We start from the raw sequence: 20,404 nt of genomic DNA on the forward strand, positions 1-20,404 counted from the left end.
CAAATATATTGATGAATAATTTAGATTTTAAAAAGGTTTTAAAAAATATAAAAAAGAGTAAAAAAAATAGTGTTAAATTAGAGTTTAATATATTTAATAATTTTATTTATGGTAATAACAGGATTAAATCAAAGAAAAAATATACATATTATGAAACAATAAAAAAATTAGTTGATATTGAAAATAATTTACAAAAAAATCCAAATTCAACAATGGATAATTATCTTTATGCAACGGCATTGTATAACTTAAGTTATTGGGGTAATTCAAACATTCTTACAACAAGTTATAGAAGTACATACTATTTTAAAGAAAAAGCAAATGAATTAAAGAAAATCAATTTATCAATTAAGCATTTTAAAAAGGCTTTAAAAACTGCAAAAAATAAAGAGTTCAAAGCAAAAATTATTTATATGCTTGCAAAGAGTGAATTAGCATTATATGATATAAATAGTGCAAAAACAGTTAATTATGATTTTACAAAAGGATATGCGTTAAAAAGAGCATTTTATTGGGATCATCAAAAAGTTTATAATAATTTTATTGTAAAAGGTTATGGAGAATATTTTAATAAATTAAAACAAAAATATTCAGATACTTCTTATTATAAACAGTTGTTAAAAGAGTGTGGAAATTTAAATTATTATTATAAAACTTCAAATACTTTAGATAAATTAAACAAAAATATTAAAAATCATAAAAATAAAATAGCTTTATTAAAAGATATTGAAAATGATGTTAAAAATAAAAAAACAAAAGAATTAAAAGAATATAATCAATTGTATATATATACATTATTAAAAGATATACCATTGACAAAAAAAACTCTTGCTTATTATAACAATATAGCTTATTATTTAATTATGAAAAGAAAAAATTACGAAGCTATATATCTTCTAGAAAAAATTATAAATAAATATCCTAAAAGAGTAGTTGCTCTTTATAATCTGGGTGATGCATATTATTCTAATTATAACTATGATAAAGCAAGAGAATATTATAAAAAATATATTGAGTTAATGAAAAAGCTTAATAAAGAAAATAAAATTCCTAAAAAAGTTTTATTAAGAGTACAAAGTAGGTAAGTTTACCACTTTGTATTTGATTTTGATTCTTCATCTTTTTTTATAAATACACCTAAGTTATTATTTTCTATTTTTCGTAACCATTTTTTTTCTTCTCTATTTGAGATGATATTTTGTTTTACTTTTGATGAATTTACTTTTTGTTTATTAATTTGTTTTTTGTTTTTTTTATTTGATTTTGACTCTTGTTTATTCTTTTGTTTTTGTTGCTGATTTTTTTGTTTTTGTTCTTGTTGTTGATCTTTGTTTTTTTGTTTTTGTTTTTGATTATTGTTTTTCTTTTGATCACTATTTTTTTGGTTTTGATTTTTATTCTGCTTTTGCTCTTTTTTATTCTGATTTTTTTTGTTTTTATTATCTTTATTATCTTTATTATTTTTCTTTTGCTTTTTTAATGCATCTTCAACAATTTTTAGATTTTGTTTTGTTTGTTCGTCTTTTTTGATTTTCAATGCTTTTTTATACATTTTTACTGCATCTTCTAATTTATTTAATTTTGTATAAGTATTACCTAAATTATGAAGTTTTTTAAATTGTAATTTATCATCAGAAGTGATTACTTTTTTATAATTTTTCAATGCCTCTTTGTATTTTCTTTCTTTATATAAAGAGTTTGCAAGATTATAATATCCTTGAGCATTTTTAGCAACTTTTTTAAATTCTTTTTCTGCTTTTGCATACTCTTTTGATTGATAAGCTTTTGTAGCATTATCGATAGTTTTAAAATCAGTAATAGAGGCATTTGCATCTGTATGAATAAAAAATATTAATAAAAATGGTAAATATCTACTTTTTGGCAATGAAGAAAAAGATATAAGTAATATAAGTAGTGCAAGTGCTAAAGGATAATAAAAAAGTTCAGTATATATTTTCAATTTTCTTTGTTTGTCTTGTTGTTTTGTAGAGTTTTTTGTAACTTGATTTATAATACTTGTAACATCATAATTGTCTAAAGTATAATTTGTAAAAGCACCATTTGTATTTAAAGATAAATCTTTTATATTTTCATTTACAGAAGTTGTTATAATTGATCCACTATTATCAGTCAAAAAATCGCCATTTTTTAGTTTTATTGGTGTTTTATTCTCTGTTCCAATAGCAATAGTATAAACACTTATCTTGTCTTTTTTTGCAGTATTTATAATTTTACTAAAATCTTTGGTATCTGTACCATCTGTTAAAATAACTAAATTTTTATGTTTTACAAATCTTAATAATTTTTTTGCAGTTTTTATTGCTACTTCTACATTAGAACCATTATCAAAAGTATATCTTTCATCAACTCTTGAAATTATTTGTTTTAATGAATCAATATCTTTTGTAAGTGGTGATAAAATATATGAATTATTTGAAAATAATATAACTCCTACTTCTTTATCTTTTGATAAATCAAGAAGTTTAAGTAATTTGTTTTTTGCAAATATAAATCTACTTGGTTTAACATCTTGTGCCAACATTGATTTTGAGATATCTACAGCTATTACATAGGAGATTTTTTCTTGTTTAATCTTTTGTTCTTTTTTATTTAAAACGGGTCTTGCTAAAGAAATAGTCATAAGTAAAATAGCTATAAAAAATAAAATAATTCTTGTGTTTTTCTTCATATGATTATTTTGAACTGTTAGTTTATCTAAAGCTTCTTTTGTAAAAAAGTTTTCAATGCTTTTTTTATTGGTAGTTAGTAAAAAAGCTAATAAAATTGTAGGAATTAGCATAAAAAATAGTACGTTAGGGTATAAAAATTCCAATGTATTACTCCTTTTTGTAAATCTAATTTTATTAAAGCTTTAGTAATAGTTAGATAAAATCGCATTAAATTATATTTTCGGAGTAGAATTAATGGAATTTAACGCAAACAAAGTTGATGAAGCTAATGCAGTAATTTCTGCAACAGTTGCAAAAGACTTAATTGAAAAAAACTTAGACAAAGTAGCTAAAGAAGCTGCAAAAACACTTGATATTCAAGGTTTTAGAAAAGGGAAAGTTCCTGTGTCTGTAGTTAAACAAAGATATGCTGATAAGTTACAGCAAGATGCTGAAGGTGATGCAGTAAGAGAAATTTTAACAAATGCATTAGCAGAGTTAAAAATCAATAATGAAGATTTAGTAGGTGAACCTTCATTTAGTAAATTTGATAAACAAGAAAATGGTGATATCGAAATTGAAATTAAAGTTGCTTGCAAACCAGAAGTTGACTTAGGTGATTATAAAGCTTTAATCCCAACAGTTGAAGATAAACAAATCAGTGATAAAGAGATTGATGAGAGATTAGAAGAAATGTCAAAAGCTTCTGCTCCTTTAGAAAAAATCAAAAGAAAAAGAATGGTAAGAGACGGTGATTTTGCTGTTATTGATTTTGAAGGTTTTGTTGATGGTGTTGCATTTGAAGGTGGTAAAGCTGAAAAGTATCCATTAGAAATTGGTTCTAATTCATTTATCCCAGGATTTGAAGAACAAATCATTGGTATGAAATATGATGAGCAAAAAGATGTAACAGTTACTTTTCCAGAAGAGTACCAATCAAAAGAATTAGCAGGTAAAGAAGCAGTATTTAAAGTTACTTTACATGAAATTCAAGAAAAAACAGCAGCTGAAATCGATGATGAATTTGCTAAAAAAATGTTACCACAAGAAGAAAATGCAACAGTTGAGACTTTAAAAGAAAAAATTAAAGAACAACTTAAAAATGCAGAAATGGGTAAATATTATAGAGAAGAGTTAAAACCTCAATATTTAGATACTTTAGTAGAAAAAGTTGATTTTGCATTACCTTCAACTGTTGTTGAACAAGAAGTAAATTTTGCTTTAAATAATAAAGTAAAAACTATGACTGAAGAAGAAATCAAAGGTTTACAAGAAGATGCTTCTAAAGTAGAATCTATGAGAGATGAATTAAAAGAAGATGCTGAAAAATCAGTAAAAGCTACATTTATTGTTGATGCATTAGCAAAAGCTGAAGGTGTAGATGTAACAGATCAAGAAGTTACTCAAGTTATCTATTATGAAGCAATGCAAATGGGACAAAATCCACAAGATGTATTAAAACAATATCAAGAAGCTGGATACCTACCAGCAATTAAAATGTCTATGATTGAAGATAAAGTTATCACAAAATTATTAGACGAAAAATTAGGAAAATAAAAAATCTAATAGGATATAAATATGAGTTATATACCATACGTAGTTGAAAAAAGTGGTAGAGGTGAAAGAAGTTATGATATATATTCTAGACTTCTAAAAGATAGAATTATCATGTTAAGTGGTGAAATAAATGACCAAGTAGCTTCAACAGTTGTTGCTCAACTTCTATTTTTAGAAGCTGAAGATCCAGAAAAAGATATTTATCTTTATATCAACTCTCCAGGTGGAGTTATTACAAGTGGTATGTCAATTTATGATACTATGAATTATATTAAGCCTGATGTTTGTACTATTTGTATAGGACAAGCTGCTTCAATGGGAGCATTTTTATTAAGTTCTGGAGTAAAAGGAAAAAGATATTCTCTTCCTCACTCTAGAATTATGATTCACCAACCACTTGGTGGAGCACAAGGACAAGCTACAGATATTCAAATCCAAGCACAAGAGATTCAAAGAATGAAAGATAGTTTAAATGGAATTATTTCTGAACAAACTGGGCAACCTTTAGAAGTTATTGAAAAAGATACTGATAGAGATAATTTTATGAGTGCAGATGAAGCTTGTACATATGGATTAATAGATAAAGTAATAACAAGTCATAAGTAAGTGATAAAATGATTAGAGAAGTTATAACATATCCAAATAAGCTACTTCGAACTAAATCTAAAGATGTTGAAGTTTTTGATGAAGAACTTCATACTCTTTTAGATGATATGTATGAAACTATGATATCAGAAAATGGAGTAGGGCTTGCAGCAATTCAAGTTGCTATTCCATTAAACGTATTAATTATTAATCTTCCAAATGAACAAGATATTCAAGATAAAGAAGATTTAATTGAAGCTATAAATCCAGTAATTACACATAAAGATGGTGTTCAAGTTAATTTTGAAGGTTGTCTTAGTGTACCAGGATTTACAGAAGAGATAAAAAGAGCAAAACATATTATTATAGAATATTTTGACAGATTTGGAAACAAAAAAACAGTTGAAGCAGAAGATTTTATTGCTGTTGCATGGCAGCATGAAATGGAGCATTTAACTGGACATTTATTTATCGAAAATCTATCAATTACAAAAAGAAAAAAATTTGAAAAAGATTGGAAGAAAAAGTTAAAATCTAATTAGATTTTCTTTCTTCTAATTTACAAACTTGTGCATTAGATTATAAATCATAACAGCAATTAATGTATTTGCTCCTAGCCAAATTCCCCAAAATAATATTTTTTCAAATTTTGTAACAAAGATATCTTTATATCTAATAGGTGAACTTAAAAATGCTAACACAACAAAAATAACACTAGCTACAATCAAAGATGTTTTGTTAAATGAAGATAAAAGCACTAAAACAAAATTAATAAATGGAACAAACAAACTAATTGCAAAAAATTTGCCGTATTTTTTTCTATTTTTATCACCCTCAAAATATCCAACCATATGACCACAATTTGGACATATAGTTCCTATTCTTGATAAAATTTCATGTTCACACTCTGGACATTTAATTAATGACATAAATTTTCCTATTTAAAAAGTAATTAAAATATTACTCTTTAAATATTTTAAAAAAATAAAAAATAGAATTAGTTTTTTAAATTTATGAATCAAAATTTTTTTTGATTTGCACTATGTAAAATTTGATTTGCAATAATTGAGTTATTCTTTGCAATTTCATTTGTTGTATATGCAATCTTTGTATTTATATCTATTTTGTTATTTAAATTTAAAATCTTTTCATTTATTTTTTTTATTGATTCTTGTTCATCTTCGGAGTTTGTTGTTACTTCTTTTATATATTTTATAGTTTCATTGATATTTGTATTTAGATTTTCATATCCTAAAATCATCTCATTTGAGATCTCTTTACCTTCATTTGCTTTATTTGTAGCTTCTTCAACTATATTTTTTATTTCATTTGCAGCTGTTGCGCTTTTATTAGCAAGGTTTCTAACTTCTTGTGCAACTACTGCAAAACCTTTACCAGCTTCACCTGCTGTTGCTGCTTCTACAGCTGCATTTAATGATAAAATATTTGTTTGAAATGCTATTTGATCAATTGTAATAATTGCGCTATTTATGTCTTTTACTTTTTCATTTATCTGTTCAATAGAGTTATTTGTTTTATGTGCCAAATTCTCTCCATTTGAAGCATATTTACTTAAATCTTCTGCAAGATTTGACATACTGTTTGTATTTTTAAATATTTCATTGATTTGAACTGTTATTGTTTGTATGTCATTTGTTGTTTCACTTATACTTGTTTTTGTATAGTTTGATGTGTCATTTAGTTTTTTTACATTATTTAATAAATCATTTGACGATGAAATAATAGTTTGTCCATTTTTTTTATTCTCTTTTAACATATTTATTATGGCATCTTTTAAATTATTAATTGAGTTTACCATACTATAAAACTCTCCATTCTTATCTATAGAATCAATCTTTATGTTATTTGTATAGTCATAATTTGTATAATTAGTAAGTTGAGTATTTATTATTTTATAATTATTTTTTGTTTTTGAAATCATATCATTTACACTATTTTTAAACTCTTCAAGAGATTTATTTGAGGTTTGTTGTTTGATTATATTTGAAAATATTCCACTTTTTAAATTATTCATTATTATTTTTGCTTCATTAATTAGTAATTGTTCTTCTTGTATTTGTTCTTTTTTCTTCTTTTCTCTTATATCAATAATATCTTTTATCTTTGAGTATTCACTTGCAAAGTTAGTATTAGTCTTAAATTTTGTATTTGGGTTATCCATATCTTTTAAAAAGTCAATAAGTTTTGAAGAGAGTTGTTTACCATTTTTTCGTTCATCTAATTCATGAAAAATCAATGCAATTGCAATTATAATTTGTATAGTTTTAGCAGTATTATTTTCTGTAAATAATAGTGCATTGAAAGGTAGAATCAGTATTCCAATATAGTGAATTATTGTCATTCTAAAATATAGTGATTTTATTTTTGTCATTTTATTACTCCTTTATTTGAAAGTATAATAAAATAGGACAAATTTTGTATTGATTATAATCAATGAAAAGAGTAAATTAAAATCTACTCTTTATTATTATTTCAATTTATGAAGTATAGATATTAATTCATTTGAAACATTTATTAATTCATTTGTTGCATCAACAGTATCTTTTGCACTATCACCACTTTTAATTGCATTTTCTGATACATTAGTCATATTGTGTGTTACTTCATTTACCCCTTGGCTTGCTTGAAGTGCAGTACTTGAAAGATCATCTGAAATCTCTTCTTGTTCTTTCATTGATTTAGATATATTTGTAGACATAGAAGTTATATCTTCAATTTTTGTATCAATATTATGAATTAATTCCAATGAACTTTTTACTAAAGTTTGAATAAATTCAATTGCACTTGTAATATCTTTTGCTGCTGCATCTGAACGATTTGCAAGATTTCTTACTTCTTGTGCAACAACTGCAAAACCTTTACCAGCTTCACCTGCCGTTGCTGCTTCAACTGCAGCATTTAATGAAAGTATATTTGTTTGAAATGCAATTTGTGTGATTATTTTAATTGTTTCACCAATTTTTTCAGACTCTTCATTTAATTTTACTATTGCTTGAGTTGTCTGTTTTGATTGCTCCCTTGCTTCTTTTGTAATAATTTCTGCTTCTTTTGAAGTAGATGTTATTGAAGTAATAGAAGATAACATCGCTTCTATTTTTTCTGATAAATTTGAAACGGCTTCATTTATTTGTGTGATAGATTCAGTGATTTTTTGTGAACTATCTTTAGTGATTTCTGCACCTTCTGACATTGAAGCTGATGCTTCTGAAAGATGATTTAAAGATGAAGTTAATTTTTTTACATTTTCATCAATTTGATATATCATCTCTTTTCTATTTGTTATATCAACTGCATATTTTACTACTTTAAAAGGCTTGCCCTCTGTATCAAAGATAGGATTATATGAAGCTTGTATCCAAATTCTTTTGCCATTTTTACCTAATCTTAAATATTGCCCAGTAGAAAAAATTCCTTTATTTAAATCTTCCCAAAATTTTATATATTCTTTTGAATTTTTGTATGAATCTTCACAAAACATACTGTGGTGTTTTCCTTGAATTTCATCTAGTGAATACCCAAGCGTATCTAAGAAATTTTTGTTTGCATCTAAAATAATTCCATTCATATCAAATTCAATCACTGCTTGTGATCTATTAATTGCATCTATTTGACCTTTATAATCAAGGTTTTGTATTCTTAACTCAGTTATATCTTGAGCAAATTTTATTATTTCATAAACTTTACCATTTTTATTTTTTATTGGGATATAAGATGCTTGAATATATATTGGTTCTTTATTTTTCTTAATTCTTTTAAATCTAGCAGTTTGTGTATTACCTTCATTTAAAGCTTTCCAAAAATCTTTATATTCTTGAGAATTTTTATATGACTCAATACAAAAAATGCTATGATGTTTTCCTTTAATTTCTTCTAGTGAATAACCTACAGCATTTAAGAAATTGTTATTAGCTTCTATGATTGTGCCATCAGGATTAAAAGAAATAATTGCATAATTTTCTTCAATTGCAGTCAATTTTGCTTTCTCTTTTTCTGTTTTAAAAAATGACATCTTTTCTCCTTTTTATAAATATGAAAACATTTTAGTATGAGAATATCACACAAAAGTATCATTTTTGTTTAATTTTTATAATAAAATTAGTTTAATTATTATTTAATTATATAAATAATATTATAAATTATTTTAAAATATGGATAAATAATGAAAATAGTAAAATCAGCAACGTTGCAAACAATAGATACAAAAAGTGTAGATGTAGAAGCAACATTTACAAATGGACTTCCTTCTTTTACAATTGTTGGCTTAGCTTCTAATATAATTCAAGAATCAAGAGATAGAGTAAAATCAGCTTTATTAACAAATGAATTTAAATTTCCAGCAAAAAAAATAACAATAAATCTATCACCTTCTGAAATTCAAAAAAGTGGAACACATTTTGATTTAGCAATTGCACTTATTATTGCGCTTTATGAGTCAAAAGTAGAGTTTAACAATTATTATGTTTTTGGAGAATTAAGTTTAGATGGTAAGATAAAAGATTGTAGTAGTATATTTCCAATAGTATTATCTTTATCAAAACAAAATTTATTAAAAAATGTAGTTGTTTGTCCTAAAAGTGCAAAAAAATTATCTAAAATACCAAATATAAATATATATAGTGTAGATAAACTATCAGATGCAATTGATTTTTTTAAATTTGACAATAAAGATAAATATAAATTTGAAAATCAATCATTTGATTATAAAAAATTAGTAGTTGAAAACATTCCTTATTTTTATTTAACTGATTATGAACTAGATTTTAATGAAGTAAAAGGACAAGAATATGCAATCAATGCAGCTTTGATTGCTGTTGCTGGGAATCATAATATATTATTTGAAGGTAGTGCTGGTTGTGGTAAATCAATGATAAGTAAAAGGCTAAAATATATTATGCCTCCTATGAATTTAGAAGAGATACTTGAAAAAGCAAAATTACAAGCTTTGGATTTTAAGCCAATTGATTTTTCTCCTACTAGAGTTTTTAGATCTCCACATCATAGTTCAACAAAATCATCAATATTTGGTGGAGGAAGTGGAAATAGTGCAAAAATAGGTGAAGTAGCTCTTTCAAATAGTGGTATTTTATTTTTTGATGAATTACCTCATTTTTCAAAAAGTACATTAGAAGCATTAAGAGAACCACTTGAAGATTACAAAGTGTTAATAAGTAGAGTAAATTCTAAAATTATATACGATACTAAATTTCTTTTTGTAGCAGCAATGAATCCATGTCCATGTGGAAATTTACTTTCAAAAGTAAAAGAGTGTAGATGTAGTGATCTTGAAATACAAAGATATAAAAATAGATTATCTGAACCATTACTTGATAGAATAGATTTGTATGTATCCATGCAAGAACCTACAATGAATGATAAAAATACAAATGATTCAAGAACTCTTCATAAAAAAGTAATTGATGCTTTTATTATACAAAAAAATAGAAAACAAGAGAACTTAAATGGCAAACTATCAGATAAACAAATAAAAAAATATTGCAAATTAGATAATCAAAGCGAAACTATTTTACAAAAAGCAATTGCAAATTTCAATCTTTCTTTTAGAAGTATAAATAAAGTTCTAAAAGTTGCAAGAACAATTGCTGATTTAAATGCAAATGAACATATTTCAAAACAAGATTTAATGCAGGCTTTAAGTTATAGAAGAAGATAAGGTATTTAAAACTTTTAAACACAAAAATGGTATTATATAAGTTAAATTAAAAGCTAAAAAAGCTTGAGGAGAATAAATGACAAAATGTGGTTATGTATCTGTAGTTGGAAGACCAAATGCAGGTAAAAGCTCACTTTTAAATTGGCTAGTTGGTGAAAAACTTACTATGGTTTCACATAAAGCTAATGCAACAAGAAAAAGATCAAATATAATTGTAATGCACGAAGATGATCAAATTATATTTGTTGATACACCAGGACTTCATGAAACAGAAAAATTATTAAATCAATTTATGTTAGATGAAGCCTTAAAAGCTATGGGTGATTGTGATTTGATACTGTTTTTAGCACCTGTTACAGATAAAATCACACACTATGAAAGCTTTTTAGAAAAAAATAAAAAAAATGTAAAACATATTCTTCTATTAACAAAAATAGATTTTGTTTCAAATAAAGAAGTTTTAGAAAAGATGCAAGAGTATGAAAAATATAGTGATAGATACGAATCAATTATCCCTGTATCAATCAAAAAAGCAACAAGCCATGCTGATATTTTAGATGATGTTGTAAAACATCTTCCAGAGCACCCATATTTATTTGATCCTGAAATTATGACAACTCAACATTTAAGAGATATCTTTAAAGAGTTTATTAGAGAATCAATCTTTGATAATATTTCAGATGAAATACCATATGAAACTGATGTTATCATTCAAAAAGTTGAAGAAAAAGAAGATCTTGATGTTGTAAAAGCAACAATTGTAGTTCAAAAAAGTACACAAAAAGGTATGATTATTGGAAAAGGTGCAACTGCAATAAAAAGAATAGGAAAAGATGCGAGATTGAAAATAGAAAAATTAACAGGCAGAAAATGCTTCTTAGAACTTTTTGTATCAGTAAAAAAAGGTTGGACAAAAGATAAAAAAGGTTTAAAAGACCTTGGTTATGATGTAACTTTATAATCTTTTTAGTAAGAATAATCTCTCTTCTTACTAAAATTAAAAATTTCTCAAAAAAAACTTCTATTTATGACTAATTTAAATAAAAAATATTTTATAATTGTTATGTTTAATTAGTTATGTGTATCTAAAGTTATTTAGAGACGATGTTTTACAAAAAGTAAAACGCCATGATTGTATTTATAAGAGGAAAATTAAAATGCAATTATCAGTTATCTATGAATTACGAGCAAATAATGTTAAAGAAGAGCATATTGAAACAATAATGCAAAAAGTTGAAAATAGACTCTCAGAAGAAAATATTGATATCGAACTTCAAAAATTAGGCTATCCAAAAATATTCACAGTTGATTATGACGATTATGATGAGTATAATTATGATGATGAAGATGATGATAAATATTAATTTTATTACAATTAAAAACTTAGTTTTCAGGATTTCCACCTGAAAACAATATTTTATTTTCTTTGAAAAATTTTAAGTATTTATTCTAATAGATATTTTAGAATTTTAAAGATGAAAAATTTAGTATACTTTCTTGAAACTTTTCTAAAAAGAGGAAATATATGAAAGTAGAAAAACAAAATAAAACTACAATTAAAACATTAAGTGATTTAGCTAAAGTTACAGATTATTCATTAATGAATAATCTAAATTGTGATTTAGAAGCTACATCAGATGGGGAAGATTATTATCCAAGAGAAGTTTTTTCTGGTCATTTTGTACCAGTTAAGCCAACACCTATGCAAAATCCAGAATATATTTCACATAGTAAAACTCTTTTTAACCAATTGGGTTTTGATGAAAGTTTTGCAAAATCAGATAAATTTATAAGTATGTTTTCTGGTGATTTATCAAATTTACCTGAATCTATGAGTAAAGTTGGGTGGGCAACTGGTTACGCACTTTCTATTTATGGCAAAGAGTATTATGAACAATGTCCTTTTCAAACAGGAAATGCTTATGGAGATGGAAGAGCAATCTCTGTAGTTGAAGTTGTAAATGATGGTAAAAGATGGGAAATGCAACTTAAAGGTGCAGGGAAAACACCATATTGTAGAGGTGCAGACGGAAGGGCAGTTTTACGATCAAGTGTAAGAGAGTTTTTGGCACAAGAGCATATGTATGGTCTTGGAGTGCCAACATCTAGATCTTTAAGTTTGATTACTTCAAAAACACAAAAAGTTACAAGACCTTGGTATCAAGAAGATTCTAATTCTTTTAATCCTGATATTATGGTTTCAGAAAATATTGCAATTTCTACAAGAGTTGCTCCTTCTTTTTTAAGAGTTGGACAATTAGAACTTTTTGCTCGTCGTGCACGTAAAAATGAACATTCAAAAGCAAAAGAAGAGTTAGAAAAGATTGTTTTACACATAATAAAACGAGAATATAATGATGAAATAAGTGACTCTTTGAGTTTAGAACAAAAAGTTATAGTTTTAGCACAAGAGTTTTGTCATCGTTTGACAAAACTTGTAGCAAATTGGCTAAGAGTTGGATATTGTCAAGGGAATTTTAATAGTGACAATTGTGCAGTGGGCGGATTTACTTTAGATTATGGCCCATTTGGTTTTACTGATATTTTTGATCCTAATTACCAATCTTGGACAGGAGGAGGGCAACATTTTGCTTTTTATAATCAGCCAGTTGCAGCACAACGTAATTTTGGCTCTTTTTGTGAATCATTAAAACAATTACTTTTATCTGATGAAATTGCATTAAAAAAACTAGATAATATTAAAAATAATTTTTCAAAAGTAATGGAAAAAGAAGTTAAACAAATGTGGGCTAATAAGCTTGGATTAGAAACATTTGATTCTGAAATTTTTGATGAGTTAGAGTATTTAATGTGTCAAACAGTTGTAGATTATACTATTTTTTTTAGAGAATTATCAAATATACCAAAAAGTATTGAGAGTTTAAAAAAAAGTTTTTATAAAGATATAACACTAAATAATCAACTTCAAAATAGATGGTCAAACTGGCTTGAAAATTGGAGATTAACTATAAATACAAATAATATACTTAATAAAGATGAAATGTCTTCTAATTTTTATGAAGAGTTATCAAAACAAATGAAACAAATAAATCCAAAATATATATTAAGAGAGTGGATTTTAGCACCAGCTTATAAAAATGCACAAGAAGGTGATTACTCCTTGATAAAAGAACTTCAAGAAATTATGATTAAGCCTTATGATGAACACTCAGATGAAATTGAAAAAAAATATTATAAATTAAAACCAAGAGAGTTTTTTAATATGGGTGGAATATCACATATGAGTTGCTCTTCTTAAAAGAAGAGTAAACTCATTAACTATATATATCAACTAACAAAATAAATCTACTATAAATCAAAAAAATATCTTAAAATAATTAAAATGTGATTTAGTGGAGAGACGTTATGAATGATTTTGCTGTAATAGGTGCAGGAATAGGTGGAGCTTTGAGTTCACTTTTTCTAAATGAAAAATATAAAACTACCTTATTTGAAAAAGAGCCTTATTTAGGTGGTTGCTCTTCTACTTTTAAAAGAGGTAGATATTATTATAACAGTGGTGCTACTACTTTTGCAGGTTATGAAAATGGCAAATATTTATATGAATTTCTTAATAAATACAACATTGATTTTGAAAAAAAACATCTTGATTCTTCACTTACAGTATTATATAAAGATAAAAAAATAAAAAGATTAAGAGATTTTAATAATTTTATTGAGGAGATAAATTCTGCTTTTTATCATCAAAAAAATCAACATTTTTATAAACTAATATTAGATATAAATAAGAAGTTTTTTCAAATTAATAATTACTATTACTCAAATAAAAATTTTTATTCAAAAATAAAATCACTTTTTTCATTCAAAGATTTATTAATAGCTTTTTATCCTTATTTATTTGAAAAAGCAGATACGTTTATAGATGAGTTTTTTGATGGTATATCAAAAGATTATTTAAATTATATAGATAACCAAGTTTTAATTGTGGCACAAGCAAAAACAAATGAAGTGAATTTTTTAACTTGTGCTTTAGCTTTGGGATATCAGTTTGTTGATAACTATTATGTAGTTGGAGGAATGGGGTCAATATTTGAATCAATTGAATCAAAACTTGAAGATGTAAAAAAATCAGAATTTATTGAAAAAATAGAGAGAAAAAATGATACTTTTATTATACATTCAAATAAAAACAGATTAAAAACAAAAAATCTTGTATTAAACTCTTCACTTTTTGATAGTGCAGAGTTATTTGATGATAAACAGATTTTAGATTATATTAATTCATATGAAAAATTTGATTTGGGTACATCTGCATTTATGGTTTATATGAAAATAGATTCAAATAAAAATTTTGACCATCATTACCAAATAATATTAGAGCAAAAATTAAAATATACTATTTCAAACTCTATTTTTGTATCATTTGCAGATATTGATGATGAAAAGATGAAAGGTAGTATTACTATTTCAACACATACTAAAAATGAATTTTGGAGTACAAATACAAAAGAAAAAAAACAAGAGTTAATGGATATAATAAAAGCTATTGTGTGTAATTATTTAAATATTGATGAAAGTGAAATCATCAAATGTTTTGCTGCAACTCCATATACTTTTAAAAGATATATAAATAGAACAAGTTTAGGTGGAATTGCTGTTAAATATAATAATTACGTATATAAACTTCCTTCAAATGATACTCCAATAAAAGGCTTATATAATGTAGGTGATACTACATTTGCTGCACAAGGTTGGCCTGGAGTTATGATGGGTGTTAGAAATTTGCAAAGGTTAATATGCGACATATAGAATTACAAATTAGATTGAAAGATTGGTTTTTTATTTTTATAATTGCACTTTTTTTCTCTTCACTATTATCTATTTATAGTTATTATTTATTAGGTGAAAATATAATTAATTCAGTCTTTTTTGGCTTATTATTAGGTTTTGATATTTTTATATTTTCAATGTCTTTTATAACATATCTAAACAATTATATTTTGCCAAAATTATCAAAAAAATATTGGTTATTTCTTGCTATAACTTTTTCATATTTATCTGGTTTTTTAGGAACCTTACTTACATATTATTTATGTGAATTATTTAAAATAAGTATGCTTGATAAATTTGAAAATAATTATATGGTATTTGCAGTTTTTATTGGTTTTTTAACATATTTTGTTGCTGCTTTATTGTATCAATTTGTAAAAATGAACAATAAAAAAGAGTACAGTGAAAGACTACTTATTGATAGTAGATTAAAATCATTACAAAGACAATTAAATCCTCATTTTTTATTTAATAGTTTAAATTCTCTTGTTGAATTAGTTCATATTGATGTAAATAAAACTGAAGATAATTTAATGCAGCTTTCAAAATTTTTAAGAGAAAGTATGAATGAAAAAGCTTTAAATAGTTTAAAAGTAGAATTAGATAACCTACAAAGATATGTTTACTTAGAGAATGTGCGATTCTCAAATAAGATAGTTTTACATATAAATATTAATAAAGAGTATTTTGATTATAAAATACCAAAGTTTTCAATACAATTATTAGTTGAAAATGCAATTAAACATGGTTTTTTAAAAAGTAATGAGTCTTTAAATATATATATTGATATATATAAAAATAGTAAATTAGAGATTTTAGTACGAAATGATGGTAAAGAGGTAAAAAGTAGTAAATTTGGTATTGGATTAACAAACTTAAAAGAGAGATTAACTATTTTGTGTAATGGAAAGATTGAATTAATTGATAAAAAAGAGCCAACATATAAATTAACAATAGGAAAATGCAATGAAAATATTAATAATGGATGATGAAGAGTTAGCAATAAAAAGATTATCAAGATTCCTAGATGAGCTAAATTATACTTATGAAGTTGCAAATAATTTAAATGAATTTAATGAATTAGAACAAAATTGTAACTTTGATGTTTATATCTTAGATATTAATATGCCAGATATTAATGGTTTGGATTTGGCACAAGATATTTTTTCTAAAAATGCAAATGCTTTTATTGTTTTTCAAACTGCATATGAAGAGTTTGCACTTAAAGCTTTTAAACTAGGTGCAATTGATTATTTACTAAAACCTTTTACAAAAGAAGAATTAGATGTAAGTATAAAAAGAGCAATCTCTTATTCTAGTGAAAATAAATCTATTAAATTTTTGACTAAAAATGGAGATGAAGCATATTTATTAAAACCAGAAGATATTGTATATATTCAAGCAGATTTAAATGAAGTTATTTTTAGAACAAAAACAGGTTTTTCTTATTACAGTAAAAAGATTTCTGATATGCAAGATTTATTAAAAGGTTTTAATTTTTTTAGAGTACATAGATCATATATAATTAATTTAGACTATATTAAGAGCATGAAAACTCAAGAACAAAGTAAAATAGAATTTTTCTTTGTTGATATAAAAGATACAGTAACATCAAGTAAAGATGGTGCGAAAAAATTCAGAGAACATATAGAAAGATAAAAGGAGTAACTTTATGGATGCAGTTTTAACTATTGCAGGTTCAGATTCTTGTGGGGGTGCAGGAATCCAAGCAGATCTAAAAACTTTTGAGGCCTTTAAATTATTTGGCACATCAGTTATTACTGTTTTAACAGCTCAAAATACAACTGGGGTAAAAGATATCTATGAAGTTGATGAGAATTTTGTAAAATCTCAAATAGTTTCAATTCTTGAAGATTTTGATATAAAAGCTATAAAAGTGGGGATGCTTTATAATAAAAATATTATCAAAGTAGTAAAAGATGAGATTAAAAATTTAGGTATACCAATAGTTTTAGATCCAGTTTTTGTATCAAAAGCAGGATCACCATTATTAGAAACAGAAGCAATAAATGAATTAAAAGATTTTTGTCAATATGCTAAAGTTATTACACCAAATATGTATGAGGCTAAGCAGTTATTTGATTATAATGAAAATGAAGATCATGACTTAAATAAGTTAAGAGAATTAAAAACAAATGTATTGGTAAAAAAGCATAAAAAAGTGATTAATGGTATGCAATATTGTATTGATTATTTATATACTAAAAATGATATAAAATCATTTCATTCTGCATTTTTAGAAACAAATAATTTACATGGAACTGGTTGTACTTTATCTTCAGCCATTGCTGCAAACTTAGCTTTAGGAAAAAGCTTAGAAGATGCAATTAGAATATCAAAAGAGTATGTATTTGAAGCTATTTCAAAAGCACCAAATTTAGGTAAAGGAAATGGCGTAATTAATCATAAAGTTTTTTCTTAAGATAAAAAGACATATTATTTGTACTAATTATTTATTTTAGATGTTATAATTAAAGAAAATAAAGGATTTTAATATGTTATTGGCTGTATCTAGTTGTTTATTGGGGAATAATGTAAGATATGATGGTTCAAATCAAATGAACAGATTTATATTAAAGACATTGAGTGAATATGCTACATTTACAAGTTTTTGTCCTGAAAATTTGGCACTAGGTACACCAAGAGAGACTATTAGAATTACTAATGATGATGAATTAAAGCTTTCAACAGTATTTTCAAAAGAAGATGTTACCAAAAAAGTATTTGATGCTTCAAAAAAAGAGATTGAAAATATAAAAAAAGAACCCATCTGTGGAATAATCTTAAAAGCAAAGTCACCAAGTTGTGGGTTAGGAAGTACAAAATATTATGTAAATGGAATGCCACAAGGTAAAAAAGATGGTGTATTTGCAGCTATGTGTAAAGATGAGTTTAAATATATAGCAATAGAAGAAGAAGCTAGATTAAATGATCCTTGGCTAAGAGAAAATTTCATAATGCAAATATTTGCATATGATGATATGAAAAAATTAGAAAAAAACATCATAAAATTTAATGAAATTGTAGAATTTCACTCTTCATACAAATATCTACTTCATGCAAAAAATGAGAAAATTTATAGGGAACTTGGAAATATTGTTGCAAATCATGATCAGAAAAGTCTAGAAGAAGTAGTAAAAGATTATAGCGAACTTTTTGTTCAAGCAATTGCAACAAAAAGTAAAATAAGCAAAACTGTAAATGTACTTGAACATATGGCAGGTTTTTTTAAAAAAGAGTTAACAAATGATGAAAAAATCGAGTTACAAGAACTAATAAAACAATATAAAGAAAAAATTATTCCATTAATTACAGTAATTGCATTAATAAAAATTTTGAGTGTAAAATATGATAAACAATTTTTATTAAAACAAAAGTTTCTTCATCCTTATCCAGATAAATTAGCATTAAGAAGTGATGTGAAAAGTGGAAAATAAAAAAACAATACTTTGGTTTAGAAGAGATTTAAGAGTTGATGATTCAATGCTTTTATCTATAAAAGTAGATGAGGTCTTGCCTATATTTATATTTGATAAATCTATTTTAAATTCACTTGATAAAGATGATAGAAGAGTTGATTTTATTTTCAAACAAATAAAAAGTTTAAAATTTTCTTTGCAAAAATTAGGATTAGATTTAGTTATATTTTATTCAAATATTTTAGATGTTTTTGAATATCTAAAAACTCTTGGATATAGTGAAGTTTATGCAAGTATTGATTATGATAAATATGCAATCTCAAGAGATCTTGATGTTGAAAAAATCATTTCTTTAAAAAGGTTAAATGATAGTTATATCTATGATACAAATGAAATTTTAAAAAGTGACGGGTCTTCATATGTTGTTTTTGCAGCATATTATAAAGTTGCAAAATTTGTTTATACAAAAGAGCATGCATTAAAATATGAGTTTGCAAATAGTAAATTAAGTGAATTTTCTAATAAAGATAAAATCATTGAAATAAAGAATAAAAAACTTATATTAAAATCTTTTGATATAAATTCAATTGGTTTTAGAAATAATGATATTATTTATGAAAATCCAAATATAAAAGTAAAAAAATTAAAACAAAAAATCTCTTCTTATATAGAAAAAAGAGATTTTCTTTATGAAAATGTAACTTCAAATCTTAGTTTGGATATTCGTTTTGGAACAATAAGTATAAGAGCCGTTTTAAGGGAACTAATCAATTTAAAAAAACAAGGTTTTGAAACAGAAGGTTTTTTTAGGCAATTAGTTTTTAGAGATTTTTATGCATATTTACTTCATAATTTTCCAAGTTTGCATACTGATGATTTTAAAAAATATGTACCTTATGAGTTTAATGAAAGTTATTATAAAAGTTTTATAAATGCAAAAACAGGTATTCCTATTATTGATGCAGGTATAACTCAACTTATTACAACTGGATATATGCATAATCGTGTACGAATGATAGTTGCTAGTTTTTTTTGTAAACATCTTTTACTTCCTTGGCAAAAAGGAGAAAATTTTTTTGCAAAATATCTAATGGATTATGATGCTGCTTCAAATATTTTATCTTGGCAATGGAGTTCAAGTACTGGAATTGATGCCCAACCATATTTTAGAATATTTAATCCATATTCTCAAAGTAAAAAATTTGATAAAGATGCTATTTATATTAAAAAGTATTTACCTTTTTTAGATGATATAAAAGCAAAAGATTTACATGATGAAAGTTTTTTATTTAATAATGAAATAAAAAACTATAATAAACCTATTGTAAATCATAAAAAAGCAAGGCAAACTTTTTTGGATAAAGTTATTAAATAATTTATTTAATTATTTTATGTTAAGCTTTTTACATGGAAAAGTTTAAAGTAGAAAATTATGAGTTTTTAGTATTTTATTTTGAAGTCGATGAACAAATAAGAAAGAATTTAATAAAGAAGTTTATTTTCTGTCAATTAAAACTTCAAAATATAAAAGATTATAAAAAATATAATCTGTTTTATGTTTATGTAAAAGAGTTAAAACAGTATCAAGTAGTATTATATTTAGATATTTTGCCTTTTTTATTTTTAGAAAGAAATATTAAAAATGGTATTGAGGTATTTGTTTATAATTC

Annotated in this window: 19 protein-coding genes; 15 read left to right on the plus strand and 4 right to left on the minus strand. The window is 24.7% G+C overall.

All coding sequences use genetic code 11. The annotated features are described in order from the left end of the window. On the plus strand, positions 1–1,085 hold a 1,085-nt coding region (locus tag CRU93_RS12345), incomplete at its 5' end, for a tetratricopeptide repeat protein (protein ID WP_258238921.1). Positions 1,086–1,087: 2 nt separating this feature from the next. Here CRU93_RS12345 and CRU93_RS12350 read toward each other — a convergent pair. Further along, complete coding sequence (locus CRU93_RS12350) at positions 1,088–2,833, minus strand: VWA domain-containing protein (protein WP_129104506.1); 1,746 nt, start codon at positions 2,831–2,833, stop codon at positions 1,088–1,090. 91 nt (positions 2,834–2,924) lie between these two features. On the opposite strand from CRU93_RS12350, the gene tig reads away from it, so the two are divergent. The 3 genes from tig to def are packed head-to-tail and all read left to right on the plus strand — an operon-like array spanning position 2,925 to position 5,353. Continuing rightward, entirely contained in the window at positions 2,925–4,226 is a 1,302-nt protein-coding gene (gene tig, locus CRU93_RS12355; RefSeq protein WP_129104507.1) for a trigger factor, read from the plus strand. Between the two features lie 21 nt (positions 4,227–4,247). Beyond that, on the plus strand, positions 4,248–4,832 hold the full coding sequence (clpP, locus tag CRU93_RS12360; RefSeq protein ID WP_129104508.1) for an ATP-dependent Clp endopeptidase proteolytic subunit ClpP: 585 nt from the start codon (positions 4,248–4,250) through the stop codon (positions 4,830–4,832). Between the two features lie 8 nt (positions 4,833–4,840). After that, on the plus strand, positions 4,841–5,353 hold the full coding sequence (def, locus tag CRU93_RS12365; RefSeq protein ID WP_129104509.1) for a peptide deformylase: 513 nt from the start codon (positions 4,841–4,843) through the stop codon (positions 5,351–5,353). 12 nt (positions 5,354–5,365) lie between these two features. Here the strand turns inward: def and CRU93_RS12370 are convergent, their stop codons facing one another. The 3 genes from CRU93_RS12370 to CRU93_RS14415 form a co-directional block, all read right to left on the minus strand. Next, positions 5,366–5,740: a TFIIB-type zinc ribbon-containing protein gene (locus CRU93_RS12370; RefSeq protein WP_129104510.1), complete on the minus strand. Its 375-nt coding sequence runs from the start codon at positions 5,738–5,740 to the stop codon at positions 5,366–5,368. 89 nt (positions 5,741–5,829) lie between these two features. Next, positions 5,830–7,203 (minus strand): methyl-accepting chemotaxis protein, encoded by a 1,374-nt coding sequence (locus tag CRU93_RS12375; protein WP_129104511.1) that lies wholly within the window; start codon positions 7,201–7,203, stop codon positions 5,830–5,832. Between the two features lie 96 nt (positions 7,204–7,299). After that, positions 7,300–8,841: a PAS domain-containing methyl-accepting chemotaxis protein gene (locus tag CRU93_RS14415; RefSeq protein ID WP_129104512.1), complete on the minus strand. Its 1,542-nt coding sequence runs from the start codon at positions 8,839–8,841 to the stop codon at positions 7,300–7,302. Between the two features lie 150 nt (positions 8,842–8,991). Here CRU93_RS14415 and CRU93_RS12385 point away from each other — a divergent pair, with 150 nt between their 5' ends. The 11 genes from CRU93_RS12385 to CRU93_RS12435 all read left to right on the plus strand — a co-directional run. Beyond that, positions 8,992–10,503, plus strand: a complete 1,512-nt coding sequence (locus CRU93_RS12385; RefSeq protein ID WP_129104513.1) for a YifB family Mg chelatase-like AAA ATPase — start codon at positions 8,992–8,994, stop codon at positions 10,501–10,503. Positions 10,504–10,579: 76 nt separating this feature from the next. After that, a complete protein-coding gene (gene era / locus CRU93_RS12390) occupies positions 10,580–11,464 on the plus strand; it encodes a GTPase Era (RefSeq protein ID WP_129104514.1) in 885 nt (294 codons plus the stop codon). A gap of 196 nt (positions 11,465–11,660) precedes the next feature. Continuing rightward, on the plus strand, positions 11,661–11,867 hold the full coding sequence (locus CRU93_RS12395; protein WP_129104515.1) for a hypothetical protein: 207 nt from the start codon (positions 11,661–11,663) through the stop codon (positions 11,865–11,867). Between the two features lie 161 nt (positions 11,868–12,028). Continuing rightward, entirely contained in the window at positions 12,029–13,762 is a 1,734-nt protein-coding gene (locus tag CRU93_RS12400; protein ID WP_129104516.1) for a protein adenylyltransferase SelO family protein, read from the plus strand. Positions 13,763–13,869: 107 nt separating this feature from the next. Then, on the plus strand, positions 13,870–15,273 hold the full coding sequence (locus tag CRU93_RS12405) for an NAD(P)/FAD-dependent oxidoreductase (protein WP_129104517.1): 1,404 nt from the start codon (positions 13,870–13,872) through the stop codon (positions 15,271–15,273). Next, a complete protein-coding gene (locus tag CRU93_RS12410; RefSeq protein ID WP_129104518.1) occupies positions 15,261–16,283 on the plus strand; it encodes a sensor histidine kinase in 1,023 nt (340 codons plus the stop codon). The genes CRU93_RS12405 and CRU93_RS12410 overlap by 13 nt, the downstream gene beginning before the upstream one ends. Beyond that, the gene (locus tag CRU93_RS12415) at positions 16,261–16,953 is read left to right on the plus strand and encodes a LytTR family DNA-binding domain-containing protein (RefSeq protein WP_129104519.1); all 693 of its coding nucleotides are present in this window, start codon (positions 16,261–16,263) and stop codon (positions 16,951–16,953) included. Before CRU93_RS12410 ends, CRU93_RS12415 begins: the two co-directional genes overlap by 23 nt. Positions 16,954–16,966: 13 nt before the next feature. Continuing rightward, positions 16,967–17,737, plus strand: coding sequence for a bifunctional hydroxymethylpyrimidine kinase/phosphomethylpyrimidine kinase (gene thiD, locus CRU93_RS12420; protein WP_129104520.1), 771 nt, complete (start codon positions 16,967–16,969; stop codon positions 17,735–17,737). Positions 17,738–17,810: 73 nt separating this feature from the next. Then, positions 17,811–18,752: a DUF523 and DUF1722 domain-containing protein gene (locus tag CRU93_RS12425; RefSeq protein WP_129104521.1), complete on the plus strand. Its 942-nt coding sequence runs from the start codon at positions 17,811–17,813 to the stop codon at positions 18,750–18,752. Next, positions 18,742–20,109, plus strand: coding sequence for a deoxyribodipyrimidine photo-lyase (locus tag CRU93_RS12430; RefSeq protein WP_258238922.1), 1,368 nt, complete (start codon positions 18,742–18,744; stop codon positions 20,107–20,109). The genes CRU93_RS12425 and CRU93_RS12430 overlap by 11 nt, the downstream gene beginning before the upstream one ends. Before the next feature lie 32 nt (positions 20,110–20,141). Further along, the coding region (locus CRU93_RS12435; protein ID WP_164967682.1) for a hypothetical protein at positions 20,142–20,404 on the plus strand (263 nt) is incomplete at its 3' end.

The organism is Arcobacter sp. CECT 8985 (genome assembly GCF_004116495.1).
Lineage (GTDB): Bacteria > Campylobacterota > Campylobacteria > Campylobacterales > Arcobacteraceae > Malaciobacter.

Excerpts from the sequence above, each read along its gene's own strand:
- tig (WP_129104507.1), top strand. The coding sequence starts at position 2,925 with ATGGAATTTAACGCAAACAAAGTTGATGAAGCTAATGCAGTAATTTCT.
- clpP (WP_129104508.1), top strand. The coding sequence starts at position 4,248 with ATGAGTTATATACCATACGTAGTTGAAAAAAGTGGTAGAGGTGAAAGA.
- def (WP_129104509.1), top strand. The coding sequence starts at position 4,841 with ATGATTAGAGAAGTTATAACATATCCAAATAAGCTACTTCGAACTAAA.
- CRU93_RS12370 (WP_129104510.1), bottom strand. The coding sequence starts at position 5,740 with ATGTCATTAATTAAATGTCCAGAGTGTGAACATGAAATTTTATCAAGA.
- CRU93_RS12375 (WP_129104511.1), bottom strand. The coding sequence starts at position 7,203 with ATGACAAAAATAAAATCACTATATTTTAGAATGACAATAATTCACTAT.
- CRU93_RS14415 (WP_129104512.1), bottom strand. The coding sequence starts at position 8,841 with ATGTCATTTTTTAAAACAGAAAAAGAGAAAGCAAAATTGACTGCAATT.
- CRU93_RS12385 (WP_129104513.1), top strand. The coding sequence starts at position 8,992 with ATGAAAATAGTAAAATCAGCAACGTTGCAAACAATAGATACAAAAAGT.
- era (WP_129104514.1), top strand. The coding sequence starts at position 10,580 with ATGACAAAATGTGGTTATGTATCTGTAGTTGGAAGACCAAATGCAGGT.
- CRU93_RS12395 (WP_129104515.1), top strand. The coding sequence starts at position 11,661 with ATGCAATTATCAGTTATCTATGAATTACGAGCAAATAATGTTAAAGAA.
- CRU93_RS12400 (WP_129104516.1), top strand. The coding sequence starts at position 12,029 with ATGAAAGTAGAAAAACAAAATAAAACTACAATTAAAACATTAAGTGAT.
- CRU93_RS12405 (WP_129104517.1), top strand. The coding sequence starts at position 13,870 with ATGAATGATTTTGCTGTAATAGGTGCAGGAATAGGTGGAGCTTTGAGT.
- CRU93_RS12410 (WP_129104518.1), top strand. The coding sequence starts at position 15,261 with ATGCGACATATAGAATTACAAATTAGATTGAAAGATTGGTTTTTTATT.
- CRU93_RS12415 (WP_129104519.1), top strand. The coding sequence starts at position 16,261 with ATGAAAATATTAATAATGGATGATGAAGAGTTAGCAATAAAAAGATTA.
- thiD (WP_129104520.1), top strand. The coding sequence starts at position 16,967 with ATGGATGCAGTTTTAACTATTGCAGGTTCAGATTCTTGTGGGGGTGCA.
- CRU93_RS12425 (WP_129104521.1), top strand. The coding sequence starts at position 17,811 with ATGTTATTGGCTGTATCTAGTTGTTTATTGGGGAATAATGTAAGATAT.